This is a genomic window from Aliirhizobium sp. YIM B11859 (assembly GCF_057163345.1).
In genome coordinates, this window is the sequence record NZ_JBXHAY010000013.1 from 1 (window position 1) to 23,538 (window position 23,538).

Annotated in this window: 23 protein-coding genes; 20 read left to right on the forward strand and 3 right to left on the reverse strand. The window is 59.9% G+C overall.

The genetic code is table 11. The annotated features are described in order from the left end of the window. From bamA to lpxB, 6 genes are all read left to right on the forward strand, one after another. Positions 1-1,112, forward strand: a 1,112-nt coding sequence (bamA, locus tag AC2GXZ_RS29085) for an outer membrane protein assembly factor BamA (protein WP_483762751.1), incomplete at its 5' end; no start/stop codon positions are given. A gap of 50 nt (positions 1,113-1,162) precedes the next feature. Continuing rightward, complete coding sequence (gene lpxD, locus AC2GXZ_RS29090) at positions 1,163-2,230, forward strand: UDP-3-O-(3-hydroxymyristoyl)glucosamine N-acyltransferase (RefSeq protein WP_483762752.1); 1,068 nt, start codon at positions 1,163-1,165, stop codon at positions 2,228-2,230. Further along, positions 2,223-2,690, forward strand: coding sequence for a 3-hydroxyacyl-ACP dehydratase FabZ (gene fabZ / locus AC2GXZ_RS29095; RefSeq protein ID WP_483762753.1), 468 nt, complete (start codon positions 2,223-2,225; stop codon positions 2,688-2,690). The genes lpxD and fabZ overlap by 8 nt, the downstream gene beginning before the upstream one ends. After that, on the forward strand, positions 2,687-3,502 hold the full coding sequence (gene lpxA, locus AC2GXZ_RS29100) for an acyl-ACP--UDP-N-acetylglucosamine O-acyltransferase (RefSeq protein WP_483762754.1): 816 nt from the start codon (positions 2,687-2,689) through the stop codon (positions 3,500-3,502). Before fabZ ends, lpxA begins: the two co-directional genes overlap by 4 nt. 5 nt (positions 3,503-3,507) lie before the next feature. Beyond that, positions 3,508-4,392 (forward strand): LpxI family protein, encoded by an 885-nt coding sequence (locus AC2GXZ_RS29105; RefSeq protein WP_483762755.1) that lies wholly within the window; start codon positions 3,508-3,510, stop codon positions 4,390-4,392. Beyond that, entirely contained in the window at positions 4,389-5,567 is a 1,179-nt protein-coding gene (lpxB, locus tag AC2GXZ_RS29110) for a lipid-A-disaccharide synthase (protein ID WP_483762756.1), read from the forward strand. The genes AC2GXZ_RS29105 and lpxB overlap by 4 nt, the downstream gene beginning before the upstream one ends. A 33-nt stretch (positions 5,568-5,600) precedes the next feature. Here the strand turns inward: lpxB and gltA are convergent, their stop codons facing one another. Next, the gene (gltA, locus tag AC2GXZ_RS29115) at positions 5,601-6,890 is read right to left on the reverse strand and encodes a citrate synthase (protein WP_483762757.1); all 1,290 of its coding nucleotides are present in this window, start codon (positions 6,888-6,890) and stop codon (positions 5,601-5,603) included. Positions 6,891-7,168: 278 nt separating this feature from the next. Between gltA and AC2GXZ_RS29120 the strand changes: the two genes are divergently transcribed. Continuing rightward, complete coding sequence (locus AC2GXZ_RS29120) at positions 7,169-9,745, forward strand: ComEC/Rec2 family competence protein (protein ID WP_483762758.1); 2,577 nt, start codon at positions 7,169-7,171, stop codon at positions 9,743-9,745. On the opposite strand, the gene lexA is transcribed toward AC2GXZ_RS29120, so the two are convergent. Then, positions 9,726-10,442 (reverse strand): transcriptional repressor LexA, encoded by a 717-nt coding sequence (gene lexA, locus AC2GXZ_RS29125; protein ID WP_483762759.1) that lies wholly within the window; start codon positions 10,440-10,442, stop codon positions 9,726-9,728. The genes AC2GXZ_RS29120 and lexA overlap by 20 nt on opposite strands. A gap of 196 nt (positions 10,443-10,638) precedes the next feature. Here lexA and AC2GXZ_RS29130 point away from each other — a divergent pair, with 196 nt between their 5' ends. The 12 genes from AC2GXZ_RS29130 to lipA all read left to right on the forward strand — a co-directional run bounded on the left by AC2GXZ_RS29130 (position 10,639) and on the right by lipA (position 22,361). Beyond that, positions 10,639-11,511: a VOC family protein gene (locus AC2GXZ_RS29130; RefSeq protein WP_483762760.1), complete on the forward strand. Its 873-nt coding sequence runs from the start codon at positions 10,639-10,641 to the stop codon at positions 11,509-11,511. A gap of 2 nt (positions 11,512-11,513) precedes the next feature. After that, a complete protein-coding gene (gene kdsA, locus AC2GXZ_RS29135; protein WP_483762761.1) occupies positions 11,514-12,362 on the forward strand; it encodes a 3-deoxy-8-phosphooctulonate synthase in 849 nt (282 codons plus the stop codon). Positions 12,363-12,480: 118 nt separating this feature from the next. Continuing rightward, positions 12,481-13,755: a phosphopyruvate hydratase gene (gene eno, locus AC2GXZ_RS29140; RefSeq protein WP_483762762.1), complete on the forward strand. Its 1,275-nt coding sequence runs from the start codon at positions 12,481-12,483 to the stop codon at positions 13,753-13,755. 170 nt (positions 13,756-13,925) lie between these two features. After that, a complete protein-coding gene (locus AC2GXZ_RS29145; protein WP_483762763.1) occupies positions 13,926-14,243 on the forward strand; it encodes an FtsB family cell division protein in 318 nt (105 codons plus the stop codon). Between the two features lie 196 nt (positions 14,244-14,439). Further along, entirely contained in the window at positions 14,440-15,510 is a 1,071-nt protein-coding gene (pdhA, locus tag AC2GXZ_RS29150) for a pyruvate dehydrogenase (acetyl-transferring) E1 component subunit alpha (protein WP_483762764.1), read from the forward strand. Positions 15,511-15,530: 20 nt separating this feature from the next. After that, the gene (locus tag AC2GXZ_RS29155) at positions 15,531-16,916 is read left to right on the forward strand and encodes a pyruvate dehydrogenase complex E1 component subunit beta (protein ID WP_483762765.1); all 1,386 of its coding nucleotides are present in this window, start codon (positions 15,531-15,533) and stop codon (positions 16,914-16,916) included. Positions 16,917-16,931: 15 nt separating this feature from the next. Next, positions 16,932-18,278, forward strand: coding sequence for a pyruvate dehydrogenase complex dihydrolipoamide acetyltransferase (locus tag AC2GXZ_RS29160; protein WP_483762766.1), 1,347 nt, complete (start codon positions 16,932-16,934; stop codon positions 18,276-18,278). Between the two features lie 18 nt (positions 18,279-18,296). Further along, a complete protein-coding gene (locus tag AC2GXZ_RS29165; RefSeq protein ID WP_483762767.1) occupies positions 18,297-18,935 on the forward strand; it encodes an SGNH/GDSL hydrolase family protein in 639 nt (212 codons plus the stop codon). Between the two features lie 70 nt (positions 18,936-19,005). Next, positions 19,006-19,278: an HP1242/YdcH family protein gene (locus AC2GXZ_RS29170; protein WP_483762768.1), complete on the forward strand. Its 273-nt coding sequence runs from the start codon at positions 19,006-19,008 to the stop codon at positions 19,276-19,278. Between the two features lie 76 nt (positions 19,279-19,354). Then, the gene (gene lpdA / locus AC2GXZ_RS29175; protein ID WP_483762769.1) at positions 19,355-20,800 is read left to right on the forward strand and encodes a dihydrolipoyl dehydrogenase; all 1,446 of its coding nucleotides are present in this window, start codon (positions 19,355-19,357) and stop codon (positions 20,798-20,800) included. Positions 20,801-21,025: 225 nt separating this feature from the next. Continuing rightward, entirely contained in the window at positions 21,026-21,274 is a 249-nt protein-coding gene (locus tag AC2GXZ_RS29180) for a GlsB/YeaQ/YmgE family stress response membrane protein (protein ID WP_483762770.1), read from the forward strand. A 112-nt stretch (positions 21,275-21,386) separates the two neighbouring features. Beyond that, a complete protein-coding gene (gene lipA / locus AC2GXZ_RS29185; RefSeq protein WP_483762771.1) occupies positions 21,387-22,361 on the forward strand; it encodes a lipoyl synthase in 975 nt (324 codons plus the stop codon). Between the two features lie 20 nt (positions 22,362-22,381). Here the strand turns inward: lipA and AC2GXZ_RS29190 are convergent, their stop codons facing one another. After that, positions 22,382-22,567, reverse strand: a complete 186-nt coding sequence (locus AC2GXZ_RS29190) for a hypothetical protein (protein WP_483762772.1) — start codon at positions 22,565-22,567, stop codon at positions 22,382-22,384. Positions 22,568-23,073: 506 nt separating this feature from the next. Here AC2GXZ_RS29190 and AC2GXZ_RS29195 point away from each other — a divergent pair. Further along, on the forward strand, positions 23,074-23,532 hold the full coding sequence (locus AC2GXZ_RS29195) for a type II toxin-antitoxin system RatA family toxin (RefSeq protein ID WP_483762773.1): 459 nt from the start codon (positions 23,074-23,076) through the stop codon (positions 23,530-23,532). The last annotated feature ends 6 nt before the right edge of the window (positions 23,533-23,538 follow it).

Below are 23,538 nucleotides of genomic sequence, written 5' to 3' on the forward strand. Positions count from 1 at the left end.
GCAGCTCGCCCGACCGTGTTGTCATCGTCGTCGATGTCGAGGATCAGTCGACCGGTTCGTTCGGTATCGGTGCCGGTTACTCGGCCGGTGGCGACGGCTTCATTCTTGAAGCTTCGATCGAAGAAAAGAACTTCCTCGGACGTGGTCAGTATGTCCGTGTGGCCGTCGGTGGCGGTCTTAACGATGCCCGTACCTATTCGTTGTCGTTCACCGAGCCTTATTTCCTCGGTTATCGTCTGGCGGCCGGTTTCGACATCTTCCGTAACGAAACGTCGTCGAACGACTATTACGACTATTCGGAACAGGGGATCACGTTGCGCGTGACGGCTCCGATCACCGAAGATCTGGCGACAACGTTCCGCTACACCTACAAGGAAATCAAATACGAGGACGACGGCGCATTCGGCGACGACGACACCCCGTTCACCGCGGACGATCGGGTTTCTCCGATCTATGCGAACATGATCGATCACGGCAGCTATACGCAGTCGTCGGTTTCGCAGACGTTGACATACAATACGTTGGACAGTCAGACCCTGCCGCGCGAAGGCTTCTATGCGAGCTTCACGCATGAGTTTGCCGGTCTCGGTGGCGATTCGGAATTCTACAAGCTCTCCGGTCGGGCTCGTTACTTCCACACGCTGTCGACCGAAGCCGACCTGATCGGGTCGCTGGCTGTCGGCGCCGGTCATGTCATGGGCACGGGCGACAACCTCAACGTCTTCGATCAGTTCACCATTGGCGGTCGCCAGATCCGTGGCTTCGAGAACGACGGTATCGGTCCGCGTACGGTGAAGGATGGCGACGCGCTGGGCGGTACGACCTACTTCAACGCTTCGGCTGAACTGTCTATGCCGATGCCGGCCGTTCCGCAGGATATCGGCCTTCGTCTGGCAGCCTTTGCCGATGCCGGTACGCTTTACGGCAACGATGTCGACAAGCTCGGCTCGGCGGTCGAAGGCACGGGCATGTCCCTGCGTGCATCGGTTGGTGCCGGTGTGATGTGGGCTTCGCCGTTCGGTAACCTGCGCTTCGATTACGCAATTCCTGTCGTCAAGGAAGACTTCGACGAAACCCAGGAATTCCGCTTCAGCATGGCGAACCAGTTCTGATCGGTTCCGGCCGCCTGGCGGCCGGAAACCTGTTCCGGAGCTTTAGCTTTATGGACCACATTATTTTCTTTCCGCCCCACGATGGCGTAAGCCTGCGCGAGCTGGCCGCCCATCTTGGGGCCGAACTTTTGGATGAAAGCGCTGGTGCGCGTGTCATTCATTCGGTTTCACCTGTCGGGCGTGCCCAGAACGGGCAGGTTTGCTACATCCTGTCCCGTAAGAACCGCCAGGAACTGGAAACCTGCAACGCATCGGCGATCATCTGCGATCCCGCTCTTGCCAATATCGTCCCTGCACATATCGCGGTGCTTGCCACCAAGATGCCGCATGCGGCCTTTGCAATGGCCGGTGCGCTTTTGCATCCGCACGCCATGCGTCCGACACCGGTAACATCGGAAGCAGAGGGCGTTTCTCCTGCATCCTATGTGGATCCGACAGCCAAGTTGGAAGACGGCGTTATTGTCGAGCCAATGGCCGTTGTCGGTGCGCGTGTGCATATCGGTTCGGGAAGCCGGATCGGCGCTGGCGCCGTGATCGGCGAGGATGTGCAGATCGGGCGCAATACGACGATCGCTGCTGGTGCAAGCGTGATCTCGTCACTGATCGGCAACAACGTCATCATCCATAACGGTGCCCGCATCGGCCAGGACGGTTTCGGCTTTGCGCCCGGACCACGCGGGATGCTGAAGATCGTGCAGATCGGCCGGGTCATCATCCAGGATAATGTCGAGATCGGTGCAAACAGCACGGTCGATCGCGGCGCCATGGACGATACCGTGATCGGCGAAGGTACTAAGATCGACAATCAGGTCCAGATCGCGCATAACGTGCGCATCGGCCGGCATTGCGGCATTGCTTCAGGCGTCGGCATCGCCGGTTCGACAACCGTCGGCAACGGCGTGCTGATCGGCGGCGCTTCCGGCGTGAACGGCCATATCACCATCGGCGACGGCGCGCAGATCGGCGCCATGAGCGGTGTGGTTGCAAGTGTGCCGCCGGGCGTTACCTATGGCGGGATCCCGGCAAGGCCGATGAAGGTATTCCTTCGTGAAGTTGCAGAAAAAATGGCTCAGGCGGACGATCGGGCAAAACGCAGAGGAGATAAGAACAATGACTGATGAGACCAAGCCGGTGCTCGGCGCGGCCGACATTCAGGAAATCATGAAGCTGTTGCCTCATCGCTATCCGTTTCTGCTCGTCGACAAGATCATCGATATCGATGGCGACAATTCCGCGATCGGCATCAAGAACGTGACCGCCAGCGAGCCGCATTTCCAAGGACATTTTCCCGAGCGGCCGATCATGCCGGGCGTTCTGCTGGTGGAAGCCATGGCTCAGACTGCCGGTGCGATCTGTGCACGCAAGGAAGGCGAAGGCGGCAATCTCGTCTACTTCATGACGATCGACAATGCCCGTTTCCGCAAGCCTGTCGTGCCGGGTGACCGGGTGGAATTCCATGTGGTCAAGCAGAAGCAGCGCGCCAATATCTGGAAGTTCCATTGCGATGCCAAGGTCGACGGTGTGCTGGTGGCGGAAGCAGATATCGGCGCGATGATCGTTCGTAAGGAAGCCGAATGAGCACGATCGCTGCCAGCGCGCGTATTCATCCGCTTGCGGTCATCGAAGATGGTGCCGTGATCGGGGAAAATGTCGTCGTCGGGCCATTCAGCCATGTCGGGCCGGATGTCGTTCTTCATGATGATGTCGAACTGGCTTCGCATGCGATCGTCACCGGCAAGACAGAAATCGGCAAGGGATGCCGGATCTTTTCGATGGCGGTGATCGGTGGCGTTTCGCAGAGTCTGCATGAGGCCGGCGAAGGATCTACCCTGACAGTCGGGGCAAATTGCACCATGCGCGAAGGCGTGACGATGAATACCGGCACGGTCGGTGGCGGCGGCAAGACCGTCGTCGGCGACAATTGCCTGTTTCTCGCCAATAGCCACGTGGCCCATGACTGCCAGCTTGGCAGCGAGATCATCATGTCCAACAACGTGATGCTGGCCGGACATGTGCATGTCGCCGACCGGGTGATCCTTGGCGGCGGCTGTGCCGTACACCAGTTCACCCGTATCGGCCGGCAGGCGTTTATCGGCGGTCTGTCCGCCGTCAACTACGATGTCATTCCCTACGGCATGCTGAATGGCAATCCCGGCCTTCTCGGCGGCCTCAACGTCGTTGGCATGGCGCGTGCGGGCATGGAGAAGCAGACGATCCATCGTGTGCGTCGTGCCTTCAAGGATATTTTCGAAGGCGAGGGCAATGTCCGTGCGAATGCCGCAGCACTTCGCGACGAATATGCAGATTGTGCCGAGGCGATGGAAGTCATCGACTTCATTACCGCCGACAGTGATCGTGCCATCTCCTCGCCCTTCCGCAGGAAGGGATGAGGCCCATGGCCGGCCACTTGAGCGTGGCTGAAAAAGGGCGTCTGGCGATCATCGCCGGACGGGGGCTTCTGCCTCTGCGGCTGGCGGAGGCGGCGCGGGCCGGTGGTGAGGATCCATTCATCATCGCTCTCAAGGGCGAAGCCAGCCAGCGGTTCGACGGCTTCGAAAGCCTGTCGCTCGGCGTCGGCAATCTTGCCGATATAGAGAAATCGTTCCGGCAGAAGGGTATCAGCCGGGTGGTCATGTCCGGCGGCGTCGAGCGCCGCCCCGACTGGCGCGATATCCGGCCGACCCTCAAGACCATTCTGAAAATGCCGTCTGTGGTGAAGACGCTGATGTCACGCGGTGATGACACGGTGCTGCAAATGGTCATCCAGCTCATCGAGGCGATGGGATGCGAGGTTGTCGGTGCACATGAGATTGCGCCCGGACTGCTGGCAAGGCTCGGTCCGCTCGGGCAGGTGTCGCCAAGCGGTGACGATCTGCACGATATCGAAAAGGGCACCGAGGCAGCGCGACTTCTCGGCCATCTGGACATCGGCCAGGGTGCGGTTTCGGTCGGTGGCAGGGTGGTGGCGCTCGAAGGCGTCGAGGGCACGGATGCGATGCTCGAAAGGGTCGGCAAGCTGCGTGCCGAGGGCAGGATATCATCTCGCCGGCGTGGCGTGCTGGTGAAGCTCTGCAAGCCGCAACAGGACATGCGTGCGGACTTGCCGACGATCGGCCCGTCGACGATCGAGAATGCCGCGCAGGCAGGGCTTGCCGGTATTGCGGTGGAGGCGGGCGGCGCGCTGGTGCTCGAGGAACATGCGGTCATTGCGGCGGCCGATGCTGCAGGCATCTTCGTCTGCGGCATTGATGCCGATCTTGCCAAGGGAGGGCTGGCATGAGCAAACCGCTGAAAGTTGCAGTAATTGCCGGCGAGGTCTCCGGTGATCTGCTTGGCGGCGATCTGATCGCGGCGCTGAAGACGATGCATGACGGTCCGATTGAACTCGTCGGTGTCGGCGGTGATGCGCTGATGGCGCAGGGCCTCGCTTCGCTCTTTGATTTTTCCGAGCTGTCGATCATGGGTTTGACGCAGGTCCTGTCGCGCCTGCCCAAACTGATCCAGCGAATCGGCCAGACGGCCAAGGCAATCGTTGCTGCACGTCCCGATGTGCTGATCATCATCGATAGCCCGGATTTCACCCATCGCGTGGCAAAGAAGGTGAGGGCGGCTCTGCCTGACCTGCCGATCGTCAACTATGTCTGCCCGAGCGTCTGGGCCTGGAAGGAATATCGCGCCAGGGCGATGCTCGCCTATGTTGATCGCGTGCTTGCGGTTCTTCCGTTCGAGCCGGAGGCGATGGTGCGGCTCGGCGGACCAGAGACGATCTTCGTCGGCCACCGGCTGACGAACGATCCGGAGCTTTTGAAGGTTCGGGCCTTGCGCGCTTCACGTGCGGTAAAGCCGGCCGATGCGGAAAAGACGATCCTGCTTCTGCCTGGCTCCCGCACCGCCGAGATCAAGAGCCTTTTGCCGGTCTTTGGCGAGGCTGCGCGCGAGATCATCGCGCGCAACGGAAAGACACGTTTTCTGTTGCCGACCGTGCCGAGGCGCGAGGCGTTGGTACGCGAGATGGTATCGGGGCTGGATCTGCCGATCGAGGTCACCTCGAACAGCGAAGGCAAGTGGGCAGCGTTCGCTGAGGCCGACGCGGCAATGGCCGCCTCCGGTACGGTGATCCTGGAGCTGGGGCTTGCCACGGTTCCGGCCGTCTGCGCCTACAAGACGGACTGGCTGATCAAGCTTCTCGCGGGCAAGATCAAGATCTGGACGGGAGCCTTGCCGAACCTGATCGCCGACTACGCGGTCGTGCCGGAATATGTCAACGAGGTGGTTCGCCCGGCCAGCCTTTGCCGCTGGGCCGAACGTCTGTCGAACGACACGCTGCAGCGCCAGGCGATGCTGGAGGGGTTCGACCTGGCGTGGGAGCGGCTGCAGGTGCCGGTGGCGCCCGGAAGAGCTGCCGCGGGCGCGGTGATCGAACTGCTGATCAATAAAAAACCCGGTCATCTCTGACCGGGTTTTTTGTTTGTCGATATCGGTGAAAGCTTATCGCTTGGAAACCGGCACGTAGTCGCGCTTCGGTTCACCGGTATAGAGCTGGCGCGGACGACCGATACGCTGCTGCGGATCCTCGATCATCTCGGCCCACTGGGCAATCCAGCCGACGGTGCGGGCGAGTGCGAAAAGAACCGTGAACATCGTCGTCGGGAAGCCCATCGCCTTCAGCGTGATGCCCGAATAGAAGTCGATATTCGGGTAGAGCTTCTTTTCGATGAAATATTCGTCCGTCAGCGCGATCTTCTCGAGCTCCATGGCGACCTGCAGCAGCGGATCATCCTTGTGGCCGAGCTCGGCCAGAACTTCATGCGAGGTCTTCTGCATGATCTTGGCGCGCGGATCGTAGTTCTTGTAGACGCGATGACCGAAGCCCATCAGACGGAACGGATCGTTCTTATCCTTTGCGCGGGCAATATATTCCGGGATCTTGTCGACCGTGCCGATCTCCTGAAGCATGTTGAGCGCTGCTTCATTGGCACCGCCGTGAGCAGGGCCCCAAAGGCAGGCAATGCCGGCGGCGATACAGGCGAACGGGTTGGCACCCGAAGAGCCAGCAAGGCGAACGGTCGAGGTGGAGGCGTTCTGTTCGTGGTCGGCATGCAGGATGAAGATGCGGTCCATGGCGCGGGCCAGAACCGGGTTCACCTTGTATTCCTCGCAGGGTACCGCAAAGCACATGCGCAGGAAGTTCGACGAATAGTCGAGATTGTTCTGCGGATACACGAAAGGCTGGCCGATATGGTACTTGTAGGCCATGGCGGCGATCGTCGGCATCTTGGCGATCATGCGCAGCGAAGCCACCATCCGCTGATGCGGATCGGTAATGTCGGTCGAGTCATGATAGAAAGCCGACAGAGCGCCGACAGTGGCAACCATGACGGCCATCGGATGAGCGTCGCGGCGGAAGCCGGTGAAGAAGCGGCTCATCTGCTCGTGCACCATCGTGTGATGGGTCACGCGATAGTCGAAATCCTTCTTCTGTGCAGCCGTCGGCAGTTCGCCGTAGAGAAGCAGGTAGCAGGTCTCGAGAAAGTCGCCGTGTTCGGCCAATTGTTCGATCGGGTAACCTCGATGGAGCAATACACCTTCATCGCCATCGATATAGGTGATGGCGGATTCGCACGAGGCCGTCGAGGTAAACCCGGGGTCGTAAGTGAAGGCCCCCGTCTGCTTGTAGAGCGCGCCGATATCGATGACATCAGGGCCGATCGTACCGGAGCGAACAGGCAGGTCGACCTTGGTTTCACCGAGAACAATATTTGCGCTTATTTCCGTCATTCTGATCCTCCAACCGGTTGGCGGCAAGGCGCCTAAAAAGCGCCATAAGCATTAAGCGTCCTACGTTTAGCTATATGATACTTAGGCCGATGCCAAGCAGTTCTGGCGGCAATTTGTGCAGCGCGGCAAGATATTGGGCATGGGCAAACAGGGGTGCGGCCAACCCCATGTTGCAATCCGAATCCGGCTCTGGCCGCCAGACCCTGCTGCGTCAGGTTGACGCATGCAAAAATAACGCTCAGGTTGTAATTTGTGGGCCTCGGCGGGCATGTTTCTGCATGGCAAATAAGATCGACAATGAAGAGATCGTGATCCGCTCCAAGGTTGCCGGGCCGGTTTCGCCTGCCGATTTTCCAGCATCCCGTACAGCCAGAATCGGCATAGCGGACGGCGTTCCGCCGCGACGCATCATTTTACGCCCGACCGGCAGATCGACCCCAGGACGGCGGTCTGTCGAAATCGGGCGTCGGCTGACAGGGAAGGTGCGCAGCGCCATCGATGAAGAAGGCCGATACGGGCATGGTTTTCTCTTCGTCCCGGTCGCAATAGGCACAGGAGCAGTGATCTGGCTGCTGGCGACCGCCGATCCGCCCGTGTGGCCACTGGTTCTCGTGTTCGTCGCCCTGTGGGCTGCGGTCTTTTGCCTGAAGGGCGGCAGCCGCGTGAAGATTGTGCTCATGGCTATCGGTCTCGTTGTCGGCGGCATGCTTCTGGCGCAGGTTGAGGCGTGGCGGCGTTCGACGGTCATCCTCGATAGTCCCGTCACGACAGATGTCGTCGGCACGATCGAGCGCAGCGAGGTCGCCGGTTCCGACCGGATGCGTTATGTCGTCAGCCTCATCTCGACGACCAACCCGCAGATCAGACGCCCGCCGGGTCAGGTTCTGCTCATCGTCCGTGCCCGCCACGCACCTTTCCCGAACGGTACGATGGTCACGGGTCGCGCGAGACTGTCGCCGCCTGCCGGACCTGCCTTGCCTGGATTGCATGATTTTGCCTTTTCCTCCTATTTCGACAGCATCGGTGCGGTCGGTTATTTTTACTCAGCGCCCCGCCCGTTCGAAGGAAAGGAGAGGTCTCCGGGATGGTCGGAGGCTGCGGAGCGTGGGCTTTTCGATCTGCGTGCGAGGATAGGGAACCGGATCCGGGCGCTTGCTCCGGGCGATGCGGGAGCTTTTGCCGCTGCGATTGTTACCGACGAGCGCCGGGCGATTTCAAACGATACCGTCGAGGCGCTGAGGGTTTCCGGCCTTGCCCATATCGTCGCGATATCCGGGCTCAACATGGCGCTTGCCGCGGGGATCTTTTTCGTCGGCTTGCGATCGATCCTGTCGCTGTTTCCCGGTTTTGCCCAAGCCTTTCCAGTGAAGAAAATAGCAGCAGCCGGGGCGCTGGCGATGGTTACGGCCTATTATCTGATATCCGGCTTCGGGGTGTCAGCCCAGCGCGCCTATATCATGATGGCGGTGATGCTCATCGCAGTGCTTGTCGATCGGCCGTCGATCAGCCTGCGCAATGTCGCCTTATCTGCCATCATCATTCTCGTCTGGACCCCGTCGGAGATACTCGGTCCAAGTTTCCAGATGTCCTTTGCCGCGACCGTTGCGCTTGTCGCGGGTTATGCCGCATGGGCCAGGCGGGCGCGTCGGCACCAGTCCGAGCCGCTGCCTTTTCGTCACCGGGCAGCGACATGGTTTGCGGGAGGCTGGAAATTCATCGCCGGCATTATCATGACATCGATGATCGGCAGCCTCGCCACGACGATGTTCTCGGTGGAGCATTTCCACCGGATCGCGACCTACGGGCTTGCGGCCAATCTTGCGGCGATGCCAATCATCAGTTTCCTGGTCATGCCGGCGGGGCTTGTCGCCATGCTGCTGATGCCTTTCGGACTGGATGGTCCATTCATCGCGGTGATGGCGACAAGTCTCGGCTGGGTGATAACGATTGCCCGGCATGTTGCGGGATGGGGAGGTGATTTCACCGTTGGCCAACAACATCCTTGGTTCCTGCCATTCGGGGTCTGCAGCCTGCTGCTGCTGACATTGCTGCGCACGCAGCTCAGATATCTCGGATTGCTTTTTCTTGTGGTCGCGCTGTTGCTGTTCAGGTTCGGCATGCCGGAACCGCAGTCCAGCCTTCTGATCGCGGAAGATGGCACGCTTGCAGGCTTTCGGAGTGCCGGGATGATCGCCGTCAATCGCCCGCGTGTGCCGGATTTCATTTATGGGCAGTGGAGCCGCGCCCGCCGGCTGGGGGATCCTGTCGGGCCGGTAATGCGCGACGACTGGAGTGACGCCGTCCTTCCCAAGGATCGTGCCGAACGGCTGCCGGCAAAAGTGGTCGCCATGGCGCGAAAGCGAATGCAGGAAGCGAGTGGCAGCCGTTTTGCCTGCCAGCCGAAGGCGTGGTGCGCCTTTACAGCGGGCGACGTCATCGTCGTTGTCGTCGAGGATGGTCGCTTCACAGGGGCTGCCTGTGACATTGCCGGTCTCGTCATCGCGCCACGGGCGCGGTTCGATCAGTGCCGGTCAGGGACGCCCCTGCTGAGCGGCAAAACGCTGCGCAAGACAGGCTCGCTCGAGATCGATTTTGCCGGTTCTTTTATGCCCGAGCAATGGATGGTGAAAGCAGGCATGCAGGCCGCAACACGACCGTGGAACGTTCACCGCCAATATGACTGGCGGCGTGATGTCTATGACGGGTCATTGCCTGACTGGCTGGTCGAGGCTCAACAACAACCCCCGGAAGAGCTCGGCACCATACAAAGCGCCTCATCAATTCCGGTTGCAGGACAGGGCGGTGACCTGCAGACCACGTATGATCCAGCCGAACTTAGTGATACCGGCGGATGAGGCCAACCAGCTTACCCTGAACCTTGACCCGGTCGGGCGGAAAGATGCGGGTCTCATAAGCAGGGTTGGCGGCTTCCAGCGCGATCGATCCACCCTTGCGGCGGAACCGCTTCAGCGTGGCTTCCTCGTCGTCGACAAGTGCCACGATGATATCGCCCGGGTTCGCGGTGTTGCCGTTACGGATGATAACGGTGTCGCCGTCGAGGATGCCGGCCTCGATCATCGAATCGCCCTTCACCTCCAGCGCATAATGTTCGCCGGAGCCCAGCATCTCGACAGGCACGGAAATATCATGGGTGTTGTTCTGAATGGCCGAAATCGGCACGCCGGCCGCGATGCGGCCCATGACGGGAACGCTTGCGGAGGATGGTTCGTTTACAGAGGCCGGTGCAGCGGGGGCAGGGGCGGGTATTTTTTTACCGAGGCTTCCCTCGATGACGCTCGGCGAAAAACCGCGCTTGGGCTGCAGCGTCTGCACATAGGATTCGGGAAGCTTGATGACTTCGAGCGCACGGGCCCGGTTCGGTAGCCTGCGGATGAAGCCGCGCTCTTCCAGCGCCGTAATCAGCCGGTGAATGCCCGATTTGGAGGCGAGGTCGAGCGCATCCTTCATCTCGTCGAAAGAAGGTGGGATGCCGGACTCCTTCATACGTTCATGTATGAACAGAAGCAGTTCCTGTTGCTTGCGGGTGAGCATCTTGATGCACCTTCAGATTTGAAACAAATGCAGAACGGACACTATATGTTCCATATGTGTTCCGCAAGTCCCTAAATTTTCGTGAAAACATCATAACTTTCTGAGATGCCGGATGACGTTCTCAGTCGGAATCTACTTGCGCTTGCCGGCGGTCTGCCCAATCTACTGCCGGCGGATCAAAGTCTGGGGGACGTGCGTGACTGCAAGGAAAATCGATCATCTCGTTTTGCCGGTCGGCAACCTCGTCCTGGCACGGGAACGGCTGTCGGCACTTGGGTTCACCGTGGCGCCGGACGGCCTTCACCCGTTCGGCACGGCCAATGCCTGTATCTTCCTGGAGGACGGCACCTATCTGGAGCCGTTGGCGCTGGCCGACCGTCGTAAAGCGGGGGCGGCGGTCAAGCGCGGCAACGTCTTCGTTGAACGCGACATGGCCTTTCGCGGACGCCGGGGGCGCCAGGGGCTTTCGGCGATCGTGGTTGCAAGCGACGACGCGTCAGGCGATCACCGGCGTTTTGTCGAGAACGGAATATCCGCCGGAGAGCCGCTGGAGTTCGCACGTATCATCAAGTCACCGGAAGGCGACGAAAGAGAAGGTCGGTTCCGGCTGGCCTTTGCCGCCGAACAGGAGGCTGTCGATTTTTTCGCTTTTGCCTGTCAGCGGGTGGTCTCCTTTCCGCAGGACATGGGATCGCTGCGCTCGCATGCGAATGCCGTCACCGGGTTGAAGGAGGTCGTTCTGGCCGCCGAGACGCCGCCCGAATCGGCGTCACTGCTGCAGAATGTCCTTTCTGTCGACGGCGAAGACGGCGAGTCTGGCATGGTGTTTGCCGTCGAGAATGCCAGGGTGCGGGTCCTAGATCGCGAGCAGTTGCTGCAGGAATTCGGGCTTGCCGGTCCGGCGGTTGCCACGGGGCTTTCCGGCCAGGCCGTGATATTCCGTACCGCCGATCTGGCCGTGACAGAGATCACCCTTGCTGCTAATGACGTCGCATTCATCCGCCGGGATGGCCGCGTGCTCGTGTCGCCAGTGCCCGGCCAAGGCGTGTTTTTCGGCTTCGAGGAATAGATATGGCAGTCTCCCCCAATTCTGAAGTTTCGGTCGGCGAAGGTGCAAAAAAAGTCGTCTTCTCCAATACCGGCAAGCTTTCCCTGATTGCGGGACCCTGCCAGATGGAAAGCCGCGATCATGCTTTCATGATCGCCGGGACGCTTTCCGAACTCTGCGCCAAGCTCGATATCGGACTGGTCTACAAATCGTCCTACGACAAGGCGAACCGCACTTCGCTTTCCGGCAAGCGTGGCATCGGGCTTGAAAAGGCGATGGAGGTATTTGCCGACCTGAAGAAGGAGTTCGGCTTTCCTGTTATCACCGACATCCACACGGAAGAGCAGTGCCCGATCGTTGCCGAGACGGTCGATATCCTGCAGATCCCGGCCTTCCTGTCACGGCAGACGGATCTTCTCGTTGCCGCTGCCAAGACCGGCCGGGCGATCAACGTCAAGAAGGGCCAGTTTCTGGCGCCGTGGGACATGAAGAACGTCCAGGCAAAGTTCCTCGAAAGCGGCAATCCGAACGTGATGCTGTGCGAACGCGGCGCGTCCTTCGGCTACAACACGCTGGTTTCCGACATGCGCTCGCTGCCGACCATGGCGGCACTCGGTTCTCCAGTCATCTTCGACGCGACCCATTCGGTGCAGCAGCCCGGCGGGCAGGGCGGCTCGACCGGCGGCCAGCGCGAATTCGTCGAGACTTTGGCACGAGCGGCGGTGGCTGTCGGTATTGCAGGGCTTTTCGTCGAAACGCATGAGGATCCCGACAATTCGCCTTCCGACGGGCCGAACATGGTCTATCTGAAGGACATGCCGCGACTTCTCGAAAAGCTGATGGCTTTCGATGCGGTGGCCAAGGCTGCCTGATCTGCAGAACTGCTTGATGGTGGTCAAAGCGCAAAAAGCGCTCGCACTGTAATTGGCGTGTCATTGAACATGATACATTTTCAATGACCGCGTGGACTTAAACTCTGAGGAGAGACCCTTGACTGCTATTACCGATATTATCGCTCGCGAGATCCTCGATAGCCGTGGCAACCCGACCGTCGAAGTCGATGTCTATCTGGAAGACGGCTCGATGGGCCGCGCTGCCGTTCCGTCGGGTGCCTCGACCGGTGCTCACGAAGCAGTCGAACTGCGCGATGGCGGCAAGCGTTATGGCGGCAAGGGTGTGCTGAAGGCCGTTGAAGCCGTCAATACCGAGATTTTCGATGCGATCGGCGGTTTTGATGCCGAAAGCCAGATCCATATCGACAAGACGATGATCGCGCTCGACGGCACGCCGAACAAATCGCGTCTGGGTGCCAACGCCATTCTCGGCGTATCGCTTGCCGTTGCCAAGGCTGCAGCCGAATCGTCGGGCCTGCCGCTCTACCGTTACATCGGCGGTGCCGCCGCCCATGTTCTCCCGGTTCCGATGATGAACATCATCAACGGCGGTGCGCATGCCGACAACCCGATCGACTTCCAGGAATTCATGATCATGCCGGTCGGCGCGGAATCGCTTGCCGACGCCGTTCGCATCGGTTCGGAAATCTTCCATGTTCTCAAGAAGGAACTGGGCGCTCAGGGCCACAACACCAATGTCGGCGACGAGGGCGGTTTCGCACCGGGCCTGAAGAGTGCCCCGGAAGCACTCGACTTCATCATGAAGTCGGTCGAAAAGGCCGGCTACAAGCCGGGTGAAGACGTCTATCTCGGTCTCGATTGCGCCTCGACGGAATTCTTCAAGGACGGCAAGTATGTCATGGAAGGCGAGGGCCGCACGCTCGAGCCGGAAGCCATGGCCGAATATCTTGCCGAACTCGCCGCAAAATACCCGATCATCTCCATCGAAGACGGCATGGCCGAAGACGACTGGGATGGCTGGAAGTCGCTGACCGACAAGATCGGCTCGAAGGTTCAGCTGGTCGGCGACGATCTGTTCGTCACCAATTCGGCGCGCCTGCGCGACGGTATCAAGATGGGTGTCGCCAACTCGATCCTCGTCAAGGTCAACCAGATCGGTTCGCTGACGGAAACGCTCGACGCCGTCGAAACCGCACACAAGGCACGCTACACGGCGGTCATGTCCCACCGTTCGGGTGAGACGGAAGATTCGACGATTGCCGATCTCGCCGTTGCCACCAATTGCGGACAGATCAAGACCGGCTCGCTGTCGCGCTCGGACCGTCTGGCCAAGTACAACCAGCTGATCCGCATCGAGGAAATGCTCGGCCCGCAGGCAGCTTATGCCGGTCGTTCGATCCTGAAGGGCTAAGGCGGCTTTCGCCAATCCTGATTTTCGGCAGTTACAAGGCCCGCGTCACCTGACGCGGGCCTTTTGCATCGTGGCGGAGGAAACGAATGCTTAAGCAAGTTCTGCGAATTCTAGATGCTCCCCAAAGGGACCGACTCGATCCCACCGCGTAACCCAAGGCGTAGACAGGCATGTGGACAAAGCATCACAAACAAAGAAAGTTTGGCCGTCTCATCCTGCCTGCAATCACCGTCGCTTTCGTCTCCTATTTCGGCTATCATTCGATCCACGGAGATCTCGGCCTGATCGCCACTGAGGAGTTCGAGAAACAGCGGCTGGCGCGAAGTGCCGAGCTTGCGACGCTGACGGCCAAGCGCGAGGCGCTGGAACGTCAGGTGCATCTGATGAGCGACGGTTCGCTCGACAAAGACATGCTCGATGAAATTGCGCGTTATCAATTAAATGTCTCCCGGCCGGATGAAATAGTCATATTTAACAACTATTTCTGAGTTAACCGAATTTCGGTTAACCTATGTTTTCTTAATAAAATTCAGTATCTTATCTTACATGTGAGCCATGCAATTATGTCATTGCTGGGCCGGGTTTTCTTCCCTATGTTAGCTCCCGAAACCCGAGCGGGTCGGGGCGAGCGGTAAATGCTTGCGTCGGTGCCGCTCTTTCAGTGCAGCACATAGGGAGGGATCGATGGCGCAAGCTAAATCCGCGTCTGCATCCGGCCGCAAGCCAGCGGCGAAGTCTGCTATCAAGACCACGACGAAATCAGCCCCGAAGGAATTCACCGGCAAGAACACGCCGGAATTCGGTAAGGACGACGATCTGCATGCCTATCGCGAGATGCTGCTGATCCGTCGTTTCGAAGAGAAGGCCGGCCAGCTTTACGGCATGGGCTTCATCGGCGGTTTCTGCCACCTCTATATCGGCCAGGAAGCTGTCGTTATCGGCATGCAGATGGCCCAGCAGGACGGTGACCAGGTTATCACCGCATACCGCGATCACGGTCACATGCTGGCAGCCGGCATGAGCCCGCGCGGCGTGATGGCCGAGCTTACCGGACGCCAGGGCGGTTATTCGCATGGCAAGGGTGGCTCGATGCACATGTTCTCCAAGGAAAAGCATTTCTACGGTGGTCATGGTATCGTCGGCGCGCAGGTCTCGCTCGGCACAGGTCTGGCCTTCGCCAATGCCTATCGCAAGAACGACAGCGTCTCGGTCTCCTATTTCGGTGACGGCGCCGCCAACCAGGGCCAGGTCTACGAGAGCTTCAATATGGCGGCTCTGTGGAAACTGCCGATCATCTACATCGTCGAGAACAACCGTTACGCCATGGGCACGTCGACCGCCCGTGCGACCGCTCAGTCGAACTATTCGCTGCGCGGCGTCGGCTTCGGCATTCCGGGCATCCAGGTGGATGGCATGGATGTTCGCGCCGTCAAGGCTGCCGGTGACGAGGCGCTTGCCCACTGCCGCTCAGGCAAGGGACCGATCATCCTCGAAATGCTGACCTACCGGTATCGCGGTCACTCGATGTCGGACCCGGCCAAGTATCGCTCCAAGGAAGAAGTGCAGAAGATGCGCTCCGAGCAGGATCCGATCGAACAGGTTCGCAATCGTCTGCTCGAAAAGGGCTGGGCAAGCGAGGACGAGTTGAAGGCAATCGACAAGGATATCCGCGACATCGTCTCGGACTCCGCCGATTTCGCCCAGAACGATCCGGAGCCGGATGCATCCGAGCTCTACACCGACATCCTGCTCTAAGCGCGGGGAGGAAAGAACCAATGCCTATCGATATCCTGATGCCTGCGCTTTCCCCGACGATGGAGGAAGGCACGCTTTCCAAATGGGTCAAGAAGGAAGGCGATACCGTCAAGTCCGGCGATGTGATCGCCGAGATCGAGACCGACAAGGCGACCATGGAAGTGGAAGCCGTCGATGAGGGCGTGATCGGCAAGCTGCTGGTCGAAGCCGGTACCGAAAACGTCAAGGTCAATACCAAGATTGCTATCCTGCTCGCCGAAGGCGAAAGCGCGGATGCGATCTCGGCTGATGCACCGAAGGCAGAAGCCCCGAAGGCCGAAGAGGCAAAGCCGGCGGCTGCCGAAACGTCGTCGGCTTCCGCGCCGGTTCCGGCACAGCCGAAGACCGAGGTTGCGGCCGATCCGGATATTCCGGCCGGCACCGAGATGGTTTCGACGACCGTTCGCGAAGCCCTGCGTGACGCAATGGCCGAAGAAATGCGCCGTGACGAAGACGTCTTCGTGATGGGTGAGGAAGTCGCCGAATACCAGGGCGCCTACAAGATCACCCAGGGGCTGCTGCAGGAATTCGGCCCGCGCCGTGTTGTCGATACCCCGATCACCGAACACGGCTTTGCCGGCGTCGGCGTCGGTGCGGCGATGTCCGGCCTCAAGCCTATCGTCGAGTTCATGACCTTCAACTTCGCCATGCAGGCGATCGACCAGATCATCAACTCGGCTGCCAAGACGCTCTATATGTCCGGCGGCCAGATGGGTGCTCCGATCGTGTTCCGCGGCCCCAACGGCGCTGCTGCCCGCGTCGGCGCCCAGCACAGCCAGGATTATTCCGCCTGGTACAGCCAGATCCCGGGCCTCAAGGTCGTCATGCCGTATACGGCTGCCGACGCCAAGGGCCTGCTCAAGGCTGCCATCCGCGATCCGAACCCGGTCGTCTTCCTCGAAAACGAGATCCTTTACGGTCAGCATTTCGATGTGCCGAAGATGGATGATTTCGTCCTGCCGATCGGCAAGGCGCGCATTCATCGCAAGGGCAAGGACGTTACCGTCGTGTCTTTCGGTATCGGCATGTCCTACGCCACCAAGGCTGTTGCGGAACTCGAAAAGGAAGGCATCGATGTCGAACTGATCGATCTGCGCACGCTGCGCCCGATGGATCTTCCGACCGTCATCGAATCGGTCAAGAAGACCGGTCGCCTCGTCACCGTCGAGGAAGGTTATCCGCAGAACTCGGTCGGCACCGAAATCGCCACCCGCGTCATGCAGCAGGCCTTCGATTATCTCGATGCGCCGGTGCTGACGATCGCAGGCAAGGACGTTCCGATGCCTTACGCGGCCAACCTCGAAAAGCTGGCTCTGCCGAATGTCGGCGAAGTCGTTCAGGCGGTCAAAACCGTCTGCTACAAGTAAGGGAAGGGTGATACGATGCCTATCAACATCACCATGCCGGCCCTTTCTCCGACCATGGAAGAGGGCAACCTCTCCAAGTGGCTGGTCAAGGAAGGCGACAAGGTCAAGTCCGGCGATGTGATCGCCGAGATCGAAACCGACAAGGCGACGATGGAGGTCGAAGCCGTCGATGAGGGCACGATCGCCAAGATCGTCGTTCCCGCCGGTACCGAAGCGGTCAAGGTCAACGCCCTGATCGCCATCATTGCCGAAGAAGGCGAAGACGTTGCAGCCGCTGCTGCCGGTGCGGGATCTGCGCCGAAGGCCGAGGCTCCCAAGGCGGAAGCCGCAAAGGCTGAAACTGCTTCGGAAGCTCCGAAGGCCCCGGTCACCGACGCTGCTCCGGCACCGTCGACGCCGGCTCCGGTTGCCGATGGCAAGCGCGTGTTCTCTTCGCCGCTCGCCCGCCGTCTGGCCAAAGAAGCTGGCCTCGATCTTTCCGGCGTCACCGGCACCGGCCCGCATGGCCGTGTCGTCAAGGCGGATGTCGAGAAGGCTGCAACATCCGGTGGTGCCAAGGCTGCTCCTGCTGCTACACAAGCCGCTGCACCGGCTCCGGCTGCCGCGAAAGGCCCGTCGGACGACAACGTGCTCAAGCTGTTTGCCGAAGGTTCCTACGAGCTTCTTCCGCATGACGGCATGCGCAAGACGATCGCTGCACGCCTGACCGAATCGACCCAGACGGTTCCGGCCTACACGATCTCGATGGATTGCGAACTCGACGCGATGCTCAAGCTGCGTGGCGAGATCAATGCATCGGCACCGGTGAAGAAGACGGAGAAAGGCGAGGTTCCGGCCTTCAAGCTTTCCGTCAACGACTTCATCATCAAGGCGCTGGCTCTGGCACTGCGCGATGTCCCGATGGCAAACGCCTCCTGGACCTCGACTGCCCGCGTGCTGCACAAGCATTCGGATGTCGGCGTTGCTGTGTCGATCCCGGACGGGCTGATCACGCCGATCGTCCGCAAGGCCGAAACCAAGGCTCTGTCGGTCATCTCCAACGAGGTGAAGGACATGGCCAAGCGGGCGCGCGACAAGAAGCTGAAGCCGGAAGAATACCAGGGCGGCACCACGTCGGTGTCCAACCTCGGCATGTTCGGCGTTTCCTCGTTCACCTCGATCGTCAACCTGCCGCAGGCTTCGATCGTTTCGATCGGTGCCGGCGTCGAGAAGCCGGTCGTTCGTGGCGGCAAGATCGAAGTGGGTACGGTGATGACGGCGACGTTTGCCTTCGACCACCGCGTCATCGATGGCGCGCTCGGTGCGGAACTCGCTTCCGCCTTCAAGCGCTACATCGAGAGCCCCATGTCGATGCTGGTCTAACGGCAAAAGGACGGCGGGATGAGGACCGTTCTCTGCTTTGGCGATAGTCTCACCTGGGGGTATGACCCCGAAGGGCCGGGACGGCATGCTTTCGAGGATCGCTGGCCAGGCGTCCTCGGAACGGCACTCGGCCCCAGTGTGAGCGTGATTGCCGAGGGATTGAACGGCCGCACCACCGGCTATGACGATCATCTGGCCGATTGCGACCGTAACGGTGTGAAGAACCTGCCAACGGTGCTTCATACCCATATGCCGCTTGACCTCGTCGTCATCATGCTCGGGTCCAACGACATGAAGCCTGTAGTCGCCGGCACCGCCCATGCGGCGCGTGCCGGGATGCAGAGACTGGTGGGGCTGATCCGCCATCACGACTATGCATTCGACTATGATGCGCCGGATATCCTGATCGTGTCGCCGCCGCCGCTTTGCGAGACGGCCGATCCGGTATTTTCGGCAATCTTCCGGGGCGGCATCGAGCAATCCTCGATGCTTGCCTCGCTTTATCGGGATCTCGCGGATGATCTCGGGTGCGGTTTCTTCGATGCCGGCTCGGTTTCCCGCACCAGTCCGATCGACGGAGTGCATCTGACGGCGGAGGCAAGTCGGGCAATTGGTCGCGGTCTCGAACCGATCGCCCGAATGATGCTTGGCCTTTGATCTGGATCAACGGAGGTATTTTTAGGCGGACCTAGCGTGGACACTTCCTCACCGAAAAGGGACTTGGACCATGTCTGGTACGCTGCATGAACTGGCCGCAGAATTTCCGGATCTTACGACGCTCGTGCGTCATCTCCAGCAAACGGACGGGCATTTTGCCAGGCTGTGCCGGAGCTACGAAGAGCTGAGCCGGAGAGTTCATCAGGTCGAAAAACGCAACGAGCCCGCAGGCGACGCCATGTTCATCGACATGTGCAAACAGCGCAGGCAGCTCAGACAAGAAATCTACGGGATGCTGGTTCAGCCAGAACCAGAGGCAGAAGTGATCAAGCTGGCGGTCTGAAGCCAGGCGCTTCCATCCCGTTCTAGGCCTCAAGGCGCTCGCCCGGGTCTCGGCAAAACGAGGATTGGAAACGCTCATGTCCAACGCTTATGACGTCATCGTAATCGGCTCCGGCCCCGGCGGTTATATCGCCGCCATTCGGGCCAGCCAGCTCGGCATGAAGGTCGCCGTCGTCGAACGCGAGCACCTTGCCGGCATTTGCTCCAACTGGGGCTGCATACCGACCAAAGCGCTGCTCAGAACCGCCGATGTGCTGCACACGGCCACCCATGCGAAGGATTACGGCCTGACGCTGGAAGGTTCGATCAAGCCGGACGTCAAGGCGATCGTCGCACGTTCGCGTGGCATTGCTGCGCGGATGAACAACGGCGTCGGCTTCCTGTTCAAGAAGAACAAGGTCGACATCATCTGGGGTGAAGCCAAGCTCACCAAGCCGGGCGAAATCGTCGTCGGCAAGACCACCAAGGCGCCGATGGAGCCGATGGGCCCGGTGCCGAAGAACACGCTGGGTGAGGGCACCTATACCGCCAAGCATATCATCGTCGCCACAGGTGCACGCCCGCGCGCACTGCCCGGCATCGAGCCGGACGGCAAGCTGATCTGGACCTATTTCGAAGCGATGAAGCCGGAAGAACTGCCGAAGTCGCTGCTCGTCATGGGTTCGGGCGCGATCGGCATCGAGTTCGCTTCGTTCTACCGGACGATGGGCGTCGACGTCACCGTCGTCGAAATCATGAGCCAGGTCATGCCGGTCGAGGATGCGGAAATCTCCGCCTTCGCCAAGAAGCAGTTCGAAAAACAGGGCATCAAGATCCATCTGGAGGCCAAGGTCGCCAAGGTGGAGAAGGGTGCGAACTCGGTCACCGCAACGATCGAGAAGAAGGACGGCACGTCCGAAAAGATCACCGCTGACCGGATGATCTCGGCTGTCGGCGTTCAGGCAAACATCGAAAACATCGGCCTCGAGGCTGCTGGTGTGAAGACCGAGCGGGGCTTCATCGTCATCGACGGTTACGGCAAGACCAACGTTGCCGGCATCTATGCGATCGGTGACGTCGCCGGTGGCCCGCTGCTTGCCCACAAGGCCGAGCATGAAGCGGTCGTCTGCGTCGAAAAGATCGCCGGCCTGCCGAACGTCCATGCCACCGACAAGAGCAAGATCCCGGGCTGCACCTATTGCAACCCGCAGGTCGCCTCGGTCGGTCTGACGGAGGCCAAGGCGAAGGAACAGGGCCGCGATATCCGCGTCGGCCGCTTCTCGTTTGCCGCCAACGGCAAGGCCGTGGCGCTCGGCGAGGACCAGGGCATGGTCAAGACGATCTTCGACAAGAAGACCGGCGAACTGCTCGGCGCCCACATGGTCGGTGCGGAAGTCACCGAACTGATCCAGGGTTTTGTCGTCGCGATGAACCTCGAGACGACCGAGGAAGACCTGATGCACACGATCTTCCCGCATCCGACGATTTCGGAATCGATGAAGGAAAGTGTGCTGGATGCCTATGGGCGTGTGTTGAACGCGTAATCGGCATTTGGGGCGTGCCCCTCACCCAGAGCGCAGCTAGCTAGCTGCGCTCCACCTCTCCCCGTAAACGGGGAGAGGTGACTTGCCTCAAGAGAGGCGAGAGGTTGCGGCATATCTCCTTCTCCCCGTTTACGGGGAGAAGGTGCCGGCAGGCGGATGAGGGGCGTCCCCGGTCGGTGACAAGACGGAGAGCGGCAGAGGCGCCGCCCAATATCAGGAGGAATGATGGAAAGTGTTGGCTGGATCGGGGCGATCATCATCGGTGGACTGGCGGGCTGGCTCGCCGGCAAGCTGATGGACATGCGCTTCGGCATCTTCATGAACATCATCCTCGGCATTGTCGGCTCGGTGGTCGCGATCGCCGTGCTGAGAGCCTTCGACGTGTTCGTGCAGGACAGCCGGCTTGGTTATTTCGTCACGGCTTTCCTTGGTGCGAGCCTTTTGCTATTCGTCGCCAAAATCGTCAGGCGCTAATGTAGCGGGCAGGCAGGCAATGCCGCGCAAACATTTGCCGCGGTTGATGCATAGAGATTTTCCGAACGGACAACGTGCTTCCGGCACAGGCTGGAACTGAAAGCAGGATTTCATGGTCACCATTCTCGACAGGACCAATCTCTTAGATGAGAAGCGCGTCCGCCATCCGGAAAAGGCGCATCGGCCGGATACCGAGGTGATGCGCAAGCCGGACTGGATCCGCGTCAAGGCGCCGGTGTCGAAGGGCTACCAGGAAACCCGTGCGATCGTGCGCGAAAACAAGCTGGTGACGGTCTGCGAAGAGGCGGGCTGTCCCAACATCGGTGAGTGCTGGGACAAGAAGCACGCCACCTTCATGATCATGGGCGAGATCTGCACCCGCGCCTGCGCCTTCTGCAATGTCGCGACCGGCAAACCGAACCCGCTCGACATGGCCGAGCCCGACAGCGTCGCGCGTGCGGTCAAGGAAATGGGGCTGAGCCACGTCGTCATCACCTCGGTCGACCGTGACGATCTCGATGATGGTGGTGCCGAACATTTCGAAAAGGTGATCTGGGCGATCCGGGCTGCTTCACCGCTGACGACGATCGAGATCCTGACGCCGGACTTTTTGAAGAAGCCGGGCGCTCTGGAGCGCGTCGTCGCGGCCAAGCCGGATGTCTTCAACCACAATATGGAAACCGTACCGGGCAATTACCTGACGGTGCGTCCCGGTGCGCGCTACTTCCACTCTGTGCGCCTGCTGCAGCGGGTCAAGGAGCTCGATCCGACGATGTTCACCAAGTCGGGGATCATGGTCGGACTCGGCGAAGAAAGGAATGAGGTTCTGCAGCTGATGGACGACCTTCGCACGGCGGATGTCGACTTCCTCACCATCGGCCAGTATCTGCAGCCGACCCGCAAACATCACAAGGTCGAGGCATTCGTCACACCGGAGGAATTCAAGTCCTACGAGACGGTCGCTTATACGAAGGGTTTTCTGATGGTTGCATCGAGCCCGCTGACCCGTTCGTCTCACCATGCCGGCGATGACTTCGCGCGGCTGAGAGCTGCACGCGAAAAGAAGCTCCTGGCTGCCGCCGAATAGGGCGGCAACCGGTTCTCATATTATTCCGCCGCTTCGATCTTGCGGGGCTTGTCCTGGCCATGCCTGCGTTCGCGCAGCGTGGTCTTGTGGCCGCGCGTCTCGCCCTTTGCCATTTCGATGAAATAGGCCAGCATCGGAAGGCCGTTCATATCGGCGAGCTGCTTTGCTGATTCCAGCAGCTTTATCATCTGTGCGAAATCGTCCATGGGTATGCGTCTTTCGGAACGGATAGATTTTCAGAATGTTGCAATGCACCAATATAGGCAGGATTGCGATATGTGAATATTACAACCTCTCCAAGGTACATTAAATTTCTTTAACTTGAAATTTATCAAACCGAAAGTGTGCGTTGCAGTGGGCACATGGCAGGAGGGATTGACGCAGGCTGCAGCATGTACGTCTCGCGATGCAAAATCACCGAATCTGCCGTTTTTCAACCTGCGGTAAAGTCCATCATCAAGCTTGGGGCATTCTTATCCCATCGGCAGGATGAGGGTGGCGGGCGGGCGCCCAGCGTTCGACAGACTGCCGGTTTAATGTTCCCTTGCTTCTTCGCGCACCAGAGAAGGTCCTCTTCGGATACTGCATCAATGGCCTGAAAAGCGCTGTCGGCGAGATTCGATGGTGATGGTGCGGCCGCGGTGCCGGATGCGGCGATTGCTCGATGTCCTGAGGGCTTGATCTTCGCCAACGCGCGGATTAACTGCACCTCATGCCCAAGTTCGAAATCCGCCGCCCGGTCAAGCACAGCCAAGAGAAGATGTACGCGCTGGTCGCAGACGTCGAACGTTATCCGGAGTTCCTGCCGCTTTGCGAGGGACTTGCCATTCGCAGCCGCAAGGAACGTGACGGCAAGGTGCTGCTGCTGGCCGACATGACGGTGGGCTACAAGGCGATCCGCGAGACCTTCACCACGCAGGTGCTGCTCAATCCGGCCGAACAGGCGATCGACGTCAAGTATATCGAGGGGCCGTTCAAGTATCTCGACAACCGCTGGCGTTTCGAGCCGCCGACCGACGGCGGCGAGGGCTGCATCGTGCATTTCTATATCGACTACGAGTTCAAGAGCATGATTCTCGGGGCGCTGATGGGATCGATGTTTGATCGCGCCTTCCGGATGTTCACCGATGCGTTCGAAGCGCGTGCGGACAAGGTCTATGCTGCTCCCTGACAGGCG